At 57.6% G+C, this 15617-nt stretch carries 11 protein-coding genes; 4 read left to right on the forward strand and 7 right to left on the reverse strand.

What is annotated here, in order from left to right; all coding sequences use genetic code 11:
* The 4 genes from ACZ9W6_RS16950 to ACZ9W6_RS16965 all read right to left on the reverse strand — a co-directional run.
* Positions 1–4420: Ig-like domain-containing protein (locus ACZ9W6_RS16950; RefSeq protein WP_465192367.1), on the reverse strand; the 4420-nt coding region annotated here is incomplete at its 3' end.
* Positions 4417–5259: a sulfotransferase family protein gene (locus ACZ9W6_RS16955; protein ID WP_465192368.1), complete on the reverse strand. Its 843-nt coding sequence runs from the start codon at positions 5257–5259 to the stop codon at positions 4417–4419. The genes ACZ9W6_RS16955 and ACZ9W6_RS16950, both read right to left, overlap by 4 nt.
* Before the next feature lies 1 nt (position 5260).
* Positions 5261–5776, reverse strand: coding sequence for an adenylyl-sulfate kinase (gene cysC / locus ACZ9W6_RS16960; protein ID WP_465192369.1), 516 nt, complete (start codon positions 5774–5776; stop codon positions 5261–5263).
* Between the two features lie 167 nt (positions 5777–5943).
* Entirely contained in the window at positions 5944–6483 is a 540-nt protein-coding gene (locus ACZ9W6_RS16965; protein ID WP_465192370.1) for a DUF1523 family protein, read from the reverse strand.
* Positions 6484–6696: 213 nt separating this feature from the next.
* Here ACZ9W6_RS16965 and ACZ9W6_RS16970 point away from each other — a divergent pair, with 213 nt between their 5' ends.
* From ACZ9W6_RS16970 to ACZ9W6_RS16985, 4 genes are all read left to right on the forward strand, one after another.
* On the forward strand, positions 6697–8934 hold the full coding sequence (locus ACZ9W6_RS16970) for a patatin-like phospholipase family protein (RefSeq protein ID WP_465192371.1): 2238 nt from the start codon (positions 6697–6699) through the stop codon (positions 8932–8934).
* 114 nt (positions 8935–9048) lie between these two features.
* Positions 9049–10020 carry a CDF family Co(II)/Ni(II) efflux transporter DmeF gene (dmeF, locus tag ACZ9W6_RS16975; RefSeq protein WP_465192372.1) on the forward strand — a complete coding sequence of 324 codons (972 nt, stop codon included), beginning with the start codon at positions 9049–9051 and terminating at the stop codon, positions 10018–10020.
* Between the two features lie 220 nt (positions 10021–10240).
* Complete coding sequence (locus ACZ9W6_RS16980) at positions 10241–10426, forward strand: hypothetical protein (RefSeq protein WP_465192373.1); 186 nt, start codon at positions 10241–10243, stop codon at positions 10424–10426.
* Between the two features lie 77 nt (positions 10427–10503).
* Positions 10504–10941: a calcium-binding protein gene (locus tag ACZ9W6_RS16985; RefSeq protein WP_465192374.1), complete on the forward strand. Its 438-nt coding sequence runs from the start codon at positions 10504–10506 to the stop codon at positions 10939–10941.
* An 86-nt stretch (positions 10942–11027) separates the two neighbouring features.
* Here ACZ9W6_RS16985 and ACZ9W6_RS16990 read toward each other — a convergent pair whose 3' ends face one another.
* The 3 genes from ACZ9W6_RS16990 to ACZ9W6_RS17000 form a co-directional block, all read right to left on the reverse strand.
* Positions 11028–13376, reverse strand: a complete 2349-nt coding sequence (locus ACZ9W6_RS16990; protein ID WP_465192375.1) for a 2OG-Fe(II) oxygenase — start codon at positions 13374–13376, stop codon at positions 11028–11030.
* A 71-nt stretch (positions 13377–13447) separates the two neighbouring features.
* Positions 13448–14560: a 3-phosphoserine/phosphohydroxythreonine transaminase gene (gene serC / locus ACZ9W6_RS16995; protein WP_465192376.1), complete on the reverse strand. Its 1113-nt coding sequence runs from the start codon at positions 14558–14560 to the stop codon at positions 13448–13450.
* A 190-nt stretch (positions 14561–14750) separates the two neighbouring features.
* On the reverse strand, positions 14751–15536 hold the full coding sequence (locus ACZ9W6_RS17000) for a DeoR/GlpR family DNA-binding transcription regulator (RefSeq protein WP_465192377.1): 786 nt from the start codon (positions 15534–15536) through the stop codon (positions 14751–14753).
* Between the last annotated feature and the right edge of the window lie 81 nt (positions 15537–15617).

Consider the following 15617-nt stretch of genomic DNA (forward strand, 5'->3'; position numbering starts at 1 on the left):
TGGCGTCGGTCCAGGTCTTGCCGTTGTCGAGGGAGACCTGCACGGTCTCGCCACTGGCCAGGTTGGCCGCCAGCGTGCCGGAGAGATCCTGTGCCGCCGTCGCGGTGATGAAGTCGCTGCTGGAAGAGCCGGTGTCATTTGAAAACGCTAGTGTGGATACGGTGGTGCTTGGCGCACTGTTGTCGATTGTCACCGCCAGCGTGCTGGAGGCGCTGCTGGCATTACCAGCGGTATCAGTGGCTTTTACGCTGATCGTATGCTCGCCGTCGTCCAGGCTGGACGAGGTAATGCTCCAATTGCCGCTGCCATCCGCTGTGGTGGTGCCGAGCACCGTTACGCCATCCGTGTCATACAGGGTGACAGTGGCGTTGGCTTCCGCCGTGCCGGAGAAGGTCGGCGTATTGTCGCTGGTGTTGTCGTCGCTGTTGGAAGAACCGGAATCGCTGCCGGCATCCAAGTCCGGGGCGGATGGGGCTGATGGCGCGCTGCTGTCGATTGTATATGCCTGCGATTTCGCGGAGCCGGTATTGCCGGCTGCGTCCACCACCCGCACTTTCATGGTGTCCGTGCCGGACAGGGTTTGTTTGTTCAGCGTGAACGTGCTTTGGCCGACCGTGGCGGAAGCATCGTTCCAGGTTGCGCCATTATCAAACGAAACTTGCACCGTTTCATTCGCTACCAGTTTGGCTGAAAGCGTGCCGGAAATATCCTGTTTCGCGGTGCTGGTGATGAAGTCCGAGCTGGAGCTGCCGGTGTCGTCCGAGAAGGTCACGGTAGAAACCGTAGTGGTCGGCGCGCTGGCGTCAATCGTCACGCTCAAGTTGCTTGATGCGCTGCTGTAGTTGCCAACCGTATCTTTGGCTTTCACCGTCAAAGTATGGCTGCCATCGCTCATGCTGGAAGCGGTGATGCTCCAATTGCCGCTGCTATCCGCCGTGGCGCTGCCGAGCACGGTTGAGCCATCGGTGTCATACAAATACACGGTGGTGTTGGCGTCCGCCGTGCCGGAGAAGGTTGGCGTATTGTCGCTGGTGTAATCGTCGCTGTTGGATGTGCCGCTATCGCTGCCGGCATCCAAATCCGGCGCACCGGGTGTACCAGGTGCGGTAGTGTCGATCACCAGCGCCGACGAGCCACCCAGCGAATTGCTGGTTCCGGTGCCGGGCAGGGTCAAGTCCGCTGTGCTGCCATTCGCCACCGACACAATCGTGCCGCTGTTCAAATCAAACGAGGCGGTGTCGAAGTATTGCAAATCGCTGCTGGTGTCGCCGGCTTGCACCACGTAGGAAAAAATTAAATCCGCACTGCCTGTGCCGGACACATAGCTCGCATATTGGTCAGTCGTGCCGGTTTCGAGCAAGATGCGCGGCGTGCCGCCGCTGTCATCCACCACCACCGCCTGATCGAAACTGACCTTGAAAGTCACCGTATCGCCGGCTTTATAACTGCCGTCGCCCGAGGTTTGCATCACCTTCGATACGCTGGGCGCAGAAGTGGTCACGGTCAGCGCATTGGTGGTGTCGGCGGCGGTGGCTACCTGCCCATTCCAATTCAGCGCAGCGCTCAAGTTATAAGTCGTATTATCGTCCGCCTTGGTGCCGTCTTTATCCAGCAAAATGGCTAGCGCTGTCTGGTCATCGCTGTTCAACGTTACGGCAAACGAGGTGGCGGAGGTAACATCGACATCGGTTGACGTCAGGGTGTAAGTCTTGCCGCCGGCTCCGGTCAGGGTCAGATACGAAACCTGGATGTCATTGTTGCTGCCGGAAAATGCTACCAGGTCCATACCGGTGACAGTCAGCACTTGGCTGATGGTGTTGAAGCTGGCCGAAGTGACGGCGGGCGCCGCAGCGTCATTCACATTCACCGAATTGGTCAGCGCAGGCGTTGAGACATACTTGTCCGGCGCATAGGTAAAACTGGTGTTCCAGCCGGCCGCTGCATTCAGGTTAAAGTGATCCCCGTCAATCGAAGTGCTGCCGGCGTTATTCAACAGACCGTTGATAAACAGCTGGTCTGTCGCATTCAAGACAATGCTGAACTGGGTGGTGCTGTCCACTGTGACAGTGGCCGGATTATAAGCCGTGGTCAGAGTATAAAAATCAACCACGTTGCTGCCATTCAGCACTTGCAGCGTGAGCTTGGTCGGGTCGATGGTGTCGGAGGATGTGCTCAGATTTGTGCCAGTCACCGTCAACGTGCCGGCTGCAGTCGGCCCGCTGCCGTGTGCGGTATATGTTGCAGAGCTGATAGTGGCGATGCCGGATGTCGTGACCGCCTTGCCGGATATGGCGGACACAAGCGTGCCAGCTACGCCGGCATCCCAGCCTTCAGCGAGGTCCAGTTGATACGTTGTGCCGCTGAAGGACGTCGTGCCGTTTTTATTCAGGATTTGCTGAATACCGGCTTGATCGGTGGCGGATAAGGTCAGCGAAAATGATGTGGCGCTGGAAATCTCGACATCCGAGGTGTCAGTCAACTGATAAGTGCCAGCTTCGCCGGTGAATGTCAGCATGGACGCGTCGATATCGCTACCGCTTGACAGCGCGACAAAGTCGGCACCGGTCACCGTCAAAACGCCGGTGCGTTCGTTATAAGCCACACTGCTGACTGTGGGGGCGGTGCTGACCACCACAATGCCTAGCCCGCTGCTAGCCGAGCTGACATTGCCGGAGGTATCGGTCTGTTTGGCCGTGATGGTGTGCGCGCCATGGCTCAGCGTGCTCGTGGTAATGCTCCATTTGCCGCCGACATTGACTGTGGAGCCCAGTACGGTGCTACCATCAGTATCGTAGATAGTAATCGTGCTACCGATCTCGCCGGTGCCGATGAAGGTTGGCGTGACGTCGCCGGTGATATTGTCATTGTTTAGATCGCCGGTATCGGTGCCAGCGGTCAAGTCAGGGGTGGTGGGTGCTGTAGGTGCAATGGTGTCAATGATGAAGTTATCACTGCTCTTGCTACCCGTCCCACTGTTACTGGCAGCATCTTGCACACCGTTCATAACTACTGAGATGACATTGCTGCTGTCTTCTACTGAGGATGCCGGTGTAAAAGTAGCAGTCCAGGTTGTGCCGCCATCTGAGGAGCTGACCGAAGACAATGTACCGTTGGGCACTGTAATGTCATTGTTGTCAAAACCTGTCACTGCTTCTGAGAAGGTGAAGGTGACCGTGGCGGTTTCACCGGCTTTAAGCGCGCTGTCAGAGAGCGAGATGGAGTTCAGTTCAGGCGGGGTGGAGTCAGATACCGGGATGTGAATATCAGCAAAAACAAAATCGTCGATATATATATAGTTAAGCTCGCTGCCACTGGCGGCAGTCAATACCAGCTTGGTGATATCGCTGACGGCTGCGCCACCTGTAAAGGTCACCGTTTGGGAGCTTAATGAGCCGGCTGGTATTGAGACCGTCAGTTTACTGCCAACAACACCACTGTTGTTATACGCTTGTAAATACAAAGTCTGCGCATAAGCACCATGGGCTGGGACGAAATACTTGTTATAAAACTTGATCGACGTTGGGGTAAATACCGCCGAGCCATCGAATGAAAAAGTGAGTTTTGTCTCCCCGTAGCCGTACAATTGTAAAGCTTTGTGCGTATTGTCTGGGGCAACGCTCTGGACGGAGGTGGCTTTACTTTCTCCATCAGCTACAAACCTATAGCTGTTGCTATTATTGATCTTGTAGCCTGCGTTTTGACTTGCTTTATATGACCCATCACCGTCGTCAGAATATGAAGGGTTGGTATCGAAATTGATTGTTACATTGCTCAGCGCCAAGGTTTGCTGATAATTTTCAATAAATTCACGGCTGATTAATGCTGTGGCATCAATTTGACCTTGCTTTACCTCCAAATCCCAATCACCACCTTGTTGTTCATTTCCCGTCAAATCATCTGATGCGGCCACATCTGCGCCGGTCACCAGCGCCAGCTCGCTTACGAGCGTGCGGCCAACCTCGCCCGCGCCCGTATTGCAGCCATACAGCACAAAGTCGGCATCCGCACTCAGGCTTTGCTCGATCTGTTTCCATTCCGCTTGGCGCGCCGCCAGTTGAGCGGTATCCAGCAAAGTGCTACCCAGATCGGCCACGCCGGCGCGGCCGTGCGACAGCAGGTGGATCGCATCAATATCCTGCTGGCCCGCCAGATGCTGCAGCATCTGTTGCAGGCCATCCTGTGTGCTATCCAGAACATATACCGTTTTGTCTGGCGAAATCCCGGCCAGCAGGGTTGCCAGATCTGGCAGATCACTTTCTACAAACACCACTTCTTTGCGCACACTGGCCAGTGACAGCTCGCCCAGGCTGCGGGATGGATCGCTGAGCACGGTCAGACTGTCAAGGTTGGCCGCAAGCGGGCTGGTTTGGGTATCAGGTGTCTGATTGGTGATGTACAGGTCCTGTGGCAGCTCTCTCATGATTCCATTTCCTTGGCAGTCGGTTTGGGTGCGATCACATTGGCGGCACTGCCACTCGGATCGGTCCAGAAGGTCAGTTGGCTGTATTTCTCGAACAAATCCGGCGGCAAGATGCTGCGCCGCTCGGTGTGTTCCACTTTGGGTTTGACACGGTGAAGACCGGGTATACCCAGCTGTAAATCAAAATCAGGGGCGTCATATTCGACATTGTCGAAATCATGATCGAATGGCGTTTCGCCGAGAAAACGGTAAATCAGCGGCAATACCTTTTGCGGGGCCTGCGTCAGCAGATCGTAATCCACCACCAGCAAACGGCTGGCATGCTCGCCGTAAAATGCCTCGCGCAGCGCAGCCCAGGCAAAGCCGACCAGCTGGTCGTGCTGGGCCAGGCCTTCCAGTCGCTGGTAAACGGTGCTACGTCCGGCGTTGTTACCAAACAGTTTGGTGTATTCGTAAGGGTTGCTGCGGTATTTGCTTTCGATGCTATCCATCACCCAGGCCACATTGCGCACACAGGCAATCACTTTCGATTCGGGAAACAGGTCTTGCAGCAGCGGCATGCGCGCGCACCACATACGATTGGTATCGAAGATGACGTCCTTGTCAGTCTCATGCAGGTAATACGACTGGAACAGGCCGCGCAGCAGGTTCTTGCGTTGGGCGTTGTCGACTTGCGACGCAAACTCGCTGCCGGCGCTGACTTGCGATAGCAAGGTGCTGACAAAACCGGCTACCGGGCTGCTCATGCCCGCCTGAAAGCGCGGGTTCTGTCGCAGGATGGCGGACAGCAAGGTCGAGCCTGAGCGTGGAAGGCCGCTGATGAAATGGAATTTTTGCATTTTAAGAGGTGGATTCCAGAATTCGACTGGCGATTAGTTCGGCAGAGCAATGCGTGGTGTCGAAGGTGTACTCGGGGGCGGATGGCACTTCATAGGGAGCATCCACGCCTGTCAGGCCTGGTAGCTGGCCGTTGGCTGCACGAGCGTACAGGCCTTTGGGGTCGCGGCGCTGGCATTCGGCCAAAGATGTTGCCAGGTGAATCTCGACAAACTCGCCCACGGTAAACAGGGCGCGTACACCATCGCGGTCGGCCTGGTAGGGGGAGACAAAAGCACAAACCACGTTGACGTGCTGATTGTGCAGCAGCTTGGCAAGCTGGCCAGCTCGACGGATGTTTTCCTGCCGGTCGGCAGGGCTGAGACCCAAATCGGCACACAGGCCACGGCGCAGAAGATCACCATCTAGCAAGATGGCAGTTTGCCCTTGGGCGTTTAAGGCGGCTTGCAACTTCTCAGCCAAGGTGGTTTTACCTGCAGCAGGTAACCCAGTGATCCAGAAGACGCGGTTTGTATTCAATTCATCCTCGGAGCAGATTCAAAGAGGGTGTAGTGTTTGTTAATGATATAAGTATTTCATAAGTGTTAGTGTAATTTGTTGACTCAGGATAACTGGCGGTTGCTTCTGGTTTAAGTTCGCCTGTGGAAAGAGCTATTTATTTCCTTGCCAGGTATGTCGGGCAGCAATCAAGGCTTTGGATTTGCCGCAGGGAGCTGCGACGTGCGGCGCTGCAGTTGCCAGCCCAGCCAGCCTAACAAGCCCAGCCACAGACTGCCGCTTAGCCAGCGCACCAGGTTCCAGGTGCTTTCGCCGTCTTCGGCGAGACGGATGCGGGTGACGTTGGGGTAGAGCGAGAACATATTGACGCGCCAGCCGTAGCTGGTCAGATAGGCGGGCTGGCGGGCGTTTTCGAGGGCGCGGGCGGTGGCCTGGACGTCGGACGAGTCAAATTTCAGATAGGGCGGCCAGCTCCAGCCGGTGTCTTCGTTGCGGTAGACGCGTACATCGTCAATCGCATGCTGGGTGTAGATAAGGTACATATCGCGAACCGGCTGGTCGGGCGGGTTTTGCTGGCTGATCAAGCCATCCTTGTCGGCCAGTTTCACTTCGACACCGGTAATGGTGGTGATGCTGTTTTCCGGCAGGTAGTAATCGAGCAGCAGGCTGCCGCTGACGGCAAATGCTGCCAATACGATAAAGCCGGCCTTGCGTAGTTGCTGCTTCATTTTATGTTTTTCCTTTAATAATCAGCGTATTCCTTGCTATCTGCATTCATTATGCGCATTTGGCTGCGGATGGGCACCCGCTTTTATTATTGTCATCTGTGTATCTTGCGGGGTGAGGCCTGTTTATTTGCGGCCTGTTCTGGCTTGGTATTGGCATAATGCTTCGCCTGCCTGTGTAGTCAGTCCCCGTCGAATCTGTCTGGAAGCGTATTCATGTCTCATCAACTCTCCCGTGTACTTAAGCATTTGCGGCCAAGCTTTGCCCTTGCTGGCGGCAAGTCGGTGCTGATGCTATGGCTGCTGACCAGTGGGCTGCAGGTGCAGGCAGCTGATCCGCCGCGCATCGGGGTGGTGCTTGGTGGCGGCGGGGCGCGTGGTTTTGCCCATCTGGGGGTGTTGCAGGAGCTGGAAAAGCTGCGGGTGCCGATTGCCTGTATGGCGGGCACTTCTGCTGGTGCGCTGATTGGCGGCGCGTATGCCAGCGGCCAGCCGCTGGATGAGCTGGAAAAGCAGTTCGCCGAGGCGAACTGGGATGGTCTGCTGGCGGGCAAGCCACCGCGGCAGCAGGTGCCTTACAACCGCAAGCAGAGTGATAACCGCAATTACTTTGACCTGACTTTGGGCCTGCGCGACGGCAAGCTGCGTTTGCCCAAGGCGGCGATCAATGCGCAGGGCATTGATCTTTACATCCGCCAGCTGACGCGTGCGCGTAGCGAAGCGAGTTTTGACGGGCTGAGCATTCCGTTTCGTGCGGTGGCGACTGATCTGGAAAACGGCGATGCCGTGGTGTTCGACAAAGGCGATCTGAGCCTGGCGATGCGTGCCAGCATGGCCGTGCCCGGCATGTTTGCCCCGGTGGAGCATGATGGCCGCGTGCTGGTGGACGGTGGTTTGGCACGACAGCTGCCGGTAGAGGAATTGCAAGGGCGCTGTGCGGATGTATTGATCGTGGTCGATGTTGGTACGCCGCCGGTGCCGCGCGAGCAACTGGGCAATTTTCTTGATGTGCTCGACCAGACCACTTATCTGATGGTGGCGCGCAATAGCCGCGAATCGCTGGCGCGACTCGGGCCGCAAGACATCCTGATCCGCCCGCAGCTGGACGGTATCTCGCCGGCTGACTTTGCCGACAATGCGCGCATTATCGAGGCCGGCAGGTTGGCCGCACGGGCGATTGTCGACAGGCTGGCTGCGCTGGGCATCGCGCCAGCGCAATACGCCGAATGGCAACAGCGGCATGGCCAGAAGGCGAGCGTGCGCATTGACCAGATCAATCTGGCCGGCAATTTCGAGTTTGTCGACCCGGCCGCCATGCAGCAAAAGCTGGCGATCGGCAGTCGCCTCGGTCTTGGTGCGCTGCATCAGAAACTGAACGAGGTGTTTGCCGAGGGGGATCTCGACAAGCTGGATTACACCCTGCGCGAACAGCAGGGCAGCCATATCGCCGACGTTCATCTGCAAGAGCGCCATACCGGGCCGAATTACTTGCGTGGCGGGCTGGAGCTGCGCAGCAACAGTCAGGGGGATGCCACTTTTTCGCTGCTGGGCGAGTACAAGCGCAGCTGGCTGAATCCTGCCGGTGGCAGCCTGCTGGCCGAGGTAAAGCTGGGTGAAGAGCCGACGCTGCATGCCGAGTGGCTGCAGCCCTTGTCGGCCAACTCGCCATTCTTTGTGGCCGCAGGCAGCAGCCGGCGCGAAAAGCGTTACAAGCTGTTTGTCGGCGATCACCAGCCCGAGGCCGAGGTCATGCGGCTGACCACCCAGGCCAATCTGGATGCAGGCTGGAGCCTCGGCAGTCTTGGCGAGTGGCGTACTGGCTGGTATGCCATGCGCGACAGCCTGTCCTTGTCGGTTGGTGAAACCGAGCTGGTTGACCGCAGCAGCAGTCAGGCACGCGAGTCGGGCTTATTGACGCGGCTGACGCTAGACCAGCTGGACAATCCACGTTGGCCGCGCGATGGCTATGCCTTGCAGCTGGAGGTGCGCAAGCCGCTGCACAATAGTCTGGATGCAGATCCGCATCCGAGCACCAGCTTCATGCTGGATACCGTAAAGACCGACCGTCGTGATATCAGCTGGCGTTTCACGGTGCGCGGTGGTTATAGCGACAGCCAGGGCAGTGGTGATGTCTACGAGCTTGGCGGTTTCCGTAATCTGTCCGGCTATCAGCCGGGCGAATTGCTCGGCCACCGCATGCTGTTTGCGCGTGGCATGGCGTCGTGGCGGGTCGCCAGCCTGCCGTCGGCCTTGGGCTCCGGCTTGTACGTCGGGGCATCGGCCGAACTTGGGCGTATCTGGTCCTTGTTGCAGGAGGATCCCAAGCCCTTGTGGTTGCCGGCGGCTTCAATCTTTATCGGCGCGGATACCTTGCTGGGCCCGGCATTTCTCGGGGTAGGGCATGGCAAGGGCGGCAAGCTGACCGGTTATTTCAATCTGGGTGTCGAGTACTGAGGCTGGCTGGGCTGAATCCTGTCGGCTGTCGGGCTGTGCATGGCAATGCTACATTTCATGTTTTGATAATGTATGGCTGGTGCGCCTGTCGTGCTAGGCGATAGCGGAGGATTTATGCATAGCGACAATCAGGCGCAGTGGACTCACAGTCACGAGTTTGACCGTGGCAATCAGGCCGCAGAGCGAGGCACGCGGCTGGTGATGGCGATTACCGCGCTGACCATGCTGGTCGAAATCACGGCTGGCTGGTGGTTCAACTCGATGGCCTTGCTGGCGGATGGCTGGCATATGAGCTCGCACGCGGTCGCCATCGGCTTGTCGGCCTTTGCCTATGCGATGGCGCGCCGCTATGCCAGCGATGCGCGTTTTGCCTTCGGCACCTGGAAGATCGAAATCCTTGCCGGTTTTGCCAGTGCCATTTTCCTGCTCGGGGTGGCGGTCATGATGGTGCTGGGTTCGGTCGAGCGGCTGATTTCCCCGCAGGCCATTCATTACCAGCAGGCCATCTTGGTGGCGGTGCTGGGTCTGGTGGTCAATGTGGTGTGTGCGCTGATTCTGGGCAAGGCGCATCATCATGACCACCATCATGGCCATGGACATCATCACCATGAGCATGCGCATCAACATGACGGGCATCACGATGCACATCACGCACATGATCTGAATCTCAAGTCGGCGTATCTGCACGTTATCGCCGATGCCGTGACCTCGGTGCTGGCAATCGTGGCCTTGTTTGGTGGCTGGCTGTACGGCTGGGCCTGGCTGGACCCGCTGATGGGCGTATTGGGCGCGGTACTGGTGGCAATCTGGGCGCGCGGTTTGCTGGTCGAAACCGGCAAGGTGTTGCTGGATCGCGAGATGGATCATCCGGTGGTGGCCGAGATTCGCGAAGTCATAGCCGCCTGTCCGGGTGAGGCGAAGCTGACTGATCTGCATGTCTGGCGGGTTGGCCGCGAATCATACGCTTGTGCGCTGACTGTCGTCAGCCATGATCAGGCATTGAGCGCCGAGGCCATCAGGGCGGCGCTGGCGATTCACGAAGAGATTGCCCACGCCACCATCGAGGTGCATCACTGTGGACATTGAATGGTCTTTCCCGTGTTGCCAACATTGATGACAGGGCGAGACTTTTGGAAGAGGGGAGTTTGCTCAATGTGTCATTTTGCATAGTTTTTTGGCATTTGTTGCCAAGATGTTTTTTATTTTGTAAGAAGATTTCAATTATCGAATCGTTTGTGATGTGTGACTTCTTGAATTGAAGGCGGGGCTTGCTAGATTCAATTAAGTCCTCCTTGCGGGAGGATCGGTGCTGTTCGGCCTGATGCAAGAACAAGGAGTCATTTCATGGCTGATTACTATTTCAATGATGGTGATGGTGGTGCGCCACCGCCGCCACCTGATGGAGACGGTGGGGCACCTCCACCACCACCGCCACCCCCTCCGGAACCTCCGCCTCCTGATGGAGATGGTGCTGCGCCGCCACCTCCTGTAGATGGAGATGGTGGAGCACCGCCGCCGCCGCCGGAGCCACCCCCTCCGCCGCCGCCGGAGCCACCTCCTCCGCCAACGGTGTTCGGTACGGCAGGGAATGATGTCATGAACAGTTTTGGCAGTAATGACATTGTGGCTGGTGGAGCTGGCGATGATCTGATCATCAGCCACGGCAGTAATGAGACATTGCTGGGCGGTGCCGGGAATGACATCCTGAAAGCCTTGCAAGGCGGCGGTGTCATGAACGGCGGTACTGGGAATGACAAGTTGTATGGTGGCAGCGGCAGCGATGTATTCGTGTTTGAGGCCAATTTTGGACGTGACACGATTTACGGACTAGGCAGTAATGACAGGATTGACCTTTCGGCGCTCAATGTCTCTGCCAGTCAGGTGCAGCTTGTCATGCAAGGAGGCAAAGTTGCCGCTATTAATGTTGGTGGTGATGCTGGCGGTACGATCGAACTGGTTGGCTTGCCCAAGGGCTTTGATGTGATGGCGGTGATTGACTTTACCTGAGACCAACCTTGATGCGCCATGCGCATATTGTGTAACAAGGGCCCTGTCGGGCCCTTGTCGTTCCTGTCCGATCCGGCATTCCCGCTTTAGGACAAGGGCAGAAAGCGCTCTGATGGCATGCCAAGGGCAAAAGGCAGCCAGTCTTGCCTGAAGCGGGCAAGCACGGCTTTTGATCCCGGATTGCCGGTGCCCATGCCGGAGAAGCGTTCCAGCTCGAACAGCCAGGGCTTTAACTGGGCATCCAGGCCGACATCCATGCCGAAAAATTTTGGTGGCATGGCGCGCCAGTTCGGGATGTCTCTTATCGCGCCCAGCAGTCCGCCAGCCTCCAGTATCGCCACTACCTCGCGCGCCAGTTGTGTCAGGTCTGCCATGATTCTTGCACCAGTGTCGCTATCAAAGCTCAACGCCAGAAACTGTCGTAAGGCCATGCCCGGTGCCGGATAGGGACCGATCGGGGTGCTTAGCAGCTCGCGATGGGCGGTCAGCGGATTGACGAAATGCGCGGCTCTGTCATGAGTAAAACTGTCCGGTTGGTAGTCCGAGGTGGCAAGGAAGGCGAGTCCGTCATGCCAGAGAAAGGCCGCCTCAGGGTAGGGAGCTTGCAGACAAAGCTGCAGGCGCAGGTTGAACTTGCGTCCGGCCGCCAGGCAGGGTTTGTCTAGGTAACGCTGAATGATGGCATCGGCGGCAAGATCTTGCGGACTAAGCCAGCTTTGCAGCGGGCCGCGGCCAACGTGGCACCCTTGGGTGGCGACCAGGTTGGCGCGTTTATAGATCCACCATGCTTGCGGGTCTGCAGCAAGGGCCAGATCGGCTTGTTGCTGGCTGTCGGACAGGTCATAAGTTTCTGGCCACCAGTCGGGTGTTCGCTGGCAGGCCGTACGGATAAGGGCATTCAGGCCGCGCTTGTTGTCCATGACCCGATAGGGGTGAGCGTCATGTTCTTTCCAGAACCATACGGCTTGGTCACTGCGCTCGCCCAGCGCCAGCAATTGCTCGCGGATTTTTGTCTTCAGCCGTGAGTGTTGCTGCTCGGTCAGGAACTGGCCGAATAATCCTTCAGCCGTTTGCAGGGATTTGCCGGCAGTGTGATGCAGCGAACGAGCCCAATCACGTTGACCATTGAGGTTGGCCGCAAAAGCGGCACGCAGTACATCGTGAGCCTCGTGTTGCGGATAGGTCAGCACTTGCAGGCGATGATGGAAACTGGCGGCGTAATCACCAATCCGGTGACAGGCTAGTGCCAGGCAGCGCGAGATATGTTGATCAGGCGCGACACTGGCACATTGCTGCAGTTCGCGGATTTCATCCTCGAAATGGCCGTTGGCACCGAGTGTCCATGCGTACATCAGGCGGGAATAAATGTGATCGGGGTGCCGTTGTGACCAGTCTCTGGCTAGTGCCAGTGCCGCAGCACGGTCTTTCTTCATCAGCTGGCGGACTTCAGCATCGATTTGCCGCTGCGGGTTCGGGTCGCTGGTGGCTGCTGTCGTGTGCAATGGTTCCGCAGAAGCGCTTACTGTGCTGGTACTTGGCGGCTTGTTTGTGGCGCGAGGGTGTTCGTGCTCGCGTTGCCAGTAAGTCGCCACGATTTTGGTGCCGCGATTGACCGGTGTGCCGCCGTGCAGTGACATGTCGTCGGGCATGCCAAGCTCGTCAACATCATTGAAAAAGACGGCACCACCCAGTGGTGGACGTACTTCGATACCGGCTTTGGGAAAGGATGTGCCGCCACCGGATTCGGCTGTTGCCAGGTAAATGACGATAGTGCCTACCCGTTGGCCGCCGCGTTGCAGATGCACGGCCGAGCCGGGTTTTTCGGGATTGAACCAGTCAAAGTGGGGTTTGTACTGCTGCCCCGGGGCATAGCGCAGTATCTGTATTCCTTCGGCGCGCTCTGCCGGCCAATTGCTGAGTTCGGCAAGGCGCTGCTCGAGTTGGGCCACCAGTGGCAGATCATTGTGGGTCAGGAAAACGCCTGAGCTGGTGCGGGCTTCGTGCATGACGCTATTGCCGCTGCCGGCATCCACCACACTGGAGTGATGCAAGCCTTTTTGAGCAGCGCATTCGATGAGTGCCTGACATTCGGCCGGGGTAAATACATTGGCCATAACCACAGCATTGGGGTGTGCAATCCGGCTTAATACGGTAATGATTTGTCCGTCAGAAAGGGCAAACGTGTCGTCCTTGGGAATCGTTGGCCGCGAGCAATGCGGCTTGATCGAAATGCCGAGGCAGGTTGCCCTTTCTTGCAGGGCAAGGATGGCATCCTCCCGCTGCCAGACGGCGGCGGCCATGGTGCTGACCAGTGCCGATGGCTTGCAGCCGGCGCTCAGTGCCTCGTCAATCCATTTCAACCAGCCAGCCCCGTGTTTCGCGGCGATCGGATTATCTGTTGCTTGTGTGGCGATGCTGCTATCGGCAAGTGTCATGAGGTGGCTTCCGGTACAGGTTCGGGAGAGGGCGCTCTGGCGTGCGGATGAATGGCTTTGGTCCGGATGGGCTAATACTGACGCGCAAAGTCGGTCATGAAGGCGGCCAAGGTCTGGGCTGCGGCCAGCGTCAGGCCGTTATACAGGGAGGCACGTATGCCGCCAGCGGCACGATGTCCGGCCAATCCGCTCATGCCATGGCCTTCCGCGCTAGTCAGGAAGTGTTGTTCAAGCCGGCTGTCTGGCAGGTGGAATGTGGCATTCATCAATGAGCGATCGCGCAGCTGGCTGTGTCCACGGTACAGCTGCGGGTTTTGATCAATCGCTGTATAGATGCAGTCGGCTTTGGCCTGATTCAAGGCATGCATGTTTGTCAGGCCACCGATGTCATTGCGTAGCCAGCGGGTAATCAGCAGTACGACATAGATGGCGAAGACGGGTGGCGTGTTGAAAATCGAGTTGGCTTTGATGTGAGAGCGATAGTCCAGAAAGGCCGGCAGCCTGTCGCCCATCTGTTCTGCCAGTGAATTGTGGATGATGACAATGGTGATGCCTGCCGGGCCGATATTTTTTTGGGCGTGGGCATAAATCAGATCGTGGCGGCCAACGTCTACCGGCTTTGACAGAAAGTCTGAAGACATATCACAGATGCGCAGCACATCATCTCGTCCCGGGATGTCAGTAAATTGCAGGCCCTCGACGGTCTCGTTGCTGATGTAATGAAAGAATGGTGCATCAGCGGCGAGTTCCAGCTCCTCAGGAGCTGGCAGTCGTGAGTATTGGCTGGCCTCGCCACTCCATGCAAGACGGATGTTGCCGGCATGGCGTGCCGCGTCGATGGCTTTGCTGCTCCAGTAGCCAGTGCAAAGATAGTCGGCGGGTTTGCCACCACGATTGAGTAAGCCCATGGCAATGGTGGCGAACTGTTGAGTGGCCCCGCCTTGCAGGAAGAGAATCCGGTAATCATCGGGCACGGCCAACAGGGTCCGGATGTTTTGCGTGGCCTCGTGAATGACGGATTCAAACCAGCTTGAGCGGTGGCTGATGCCCAAGATGGAAAGCCCTACCTCGGGGATCGCCAGAATGGCTTGCTGTACTTGCAGTAAGACGTTTTGCGGCAGGGCGCCAGGGCCACCAGAGAAGTTCAGGGCGTTGCGATCGAGATCCATTGCTTGGGCGGACATGGCATCTTGCTCCTGAAAAGGCATCTATATGACCGGCTTGGCATTTTGGTGGCGATTTCAGTATTTGTAGTGGCTGTGTGGGCAGTCAAGGAGAAGATGGGGTGGTTTGGCTGGTGTGATGACTTTGTCTGAGCCAGATTGGCAGGGTAGCCCATGGCGCAATGGGCTACGTTGAGCGAGGATCCGAAAATCAGTCGGCCAGAATCAGCGGCACTCCCGCGCCTTGCAGGTGGAGCAGTCTGGCCGGATCGGCATCGGCTTCGACAATCAGGCCGCCGACGTCGCCAAGCTGGGCGACTGAAAACGGCGAGGCGGTATCCAGCTTTTCATTGGTAACGGCAAGCAAGGTCTGGCCGCACTGGGCGACCAGCAGGCGCTTGAAGGCGGCTTCATCGGCGATGGTGGTGCCGATGCCCAGCTCGGCATCAACCGAGCAGGTGCCGAGAAAGCAGATGTCGGGATGCATGGTTTGCAGCATCAGGGTCGGGATGCTGCCCAGCGTGCCGCCTATCTGCTGGTCCATCCGCCCGCCCAGCACCAATACCTCTAGCCAGCTCTTGCCGAAAAGGGCGGCGGCAATCGGAATCGAATTGGTGGCGACGGTCAGCGGGAGCCCTTCCGGCAGGGCGCGCGCAATCTCGAGATTGGTGGTGCCGGCATCCAGAAACACGAATTGGCCGGCCTGCAGCTGACGGACGGCGGTTTGTGCCAGTTTTGCCTTGCGGCCAACGTTTTCGTGCTGGCGCTGCAAAAAGTTGCCGGTATTGGGGGTGAGGGCGATCGCGCCACCATAAACCCGCTGGCACACGCCCTGGGCGGCCAGTTCGCGCAGATCGCGTCTGATCGAGTCTTCCGAGATGGCAAGGGTGGCGGCCAGTTCGCTGGCCAGGACGCGACCGTGCTTTGCCAGTTGCTGGCGGATATAAAGCTGCCGGTCGCCGGGCAGGCTGTTGTTGGCGGGTTTGTCCTTGCGCATGATGGCTCCGTGATGTTTCTGCCTGATCGTGCACGATATTGCCGGATTTGGTCAATTAATTCCTGGTTGTGCACAGTTTTG

This window comes from Vogesella lacus (genome assembly GCF_979366295.1).

Coding starts and splice junctions, on each gene's coding strand:
- dmeF (WP_465192372.1), top strand. CDS start 9,049: ATGCATAGCGACAATCAGGCGCAGTGGACTCACAGTCACGAGTTTGAC.
- ACZ9W6_RS17000 (WP_465192377.1), bottom strand. CDS start 15,536: ATGCGCAAGGACAAACCCGCCAACAACAGCCTGCCCGGCGACCGGCAG.
- ACZ9W6_RS16965 (WP_465192370.1), bottom strand. CDS start 6,483: ATGAAGCAGCAACTACGCAAGGCCGGCTTTATCGTATTGGCAGCATTT.
- ACZ9W6_RS16970 (WP_465192371.1), top strand. CDS start 6,697: ATGTCTCATCAACTCTCCCGTGTACTTAAGCATTTGCGGCCAAGCTTT.
- ACZ9W6_RS16955 (WP_465192368.1), bottom strand. CDS start 5,259: ATGCAAAAATTCCATTTCATCAGCGGCCTTCCACGCTCAGGCTCGACC.
- serC (WP_465192376.1), bottom strand. CDS start 14,560: ATGTCCGCCCAAGCAATGGATCTCGATCGCAACGCCCTGAACTTCTCT.
- ACZ9W6_RS16990 (WP_465192375.1), bottom strand. CDS start 13,376: ATGACACTTGCCGATAGCAGCATCGCCACACAAGCAACAGATAATCCG.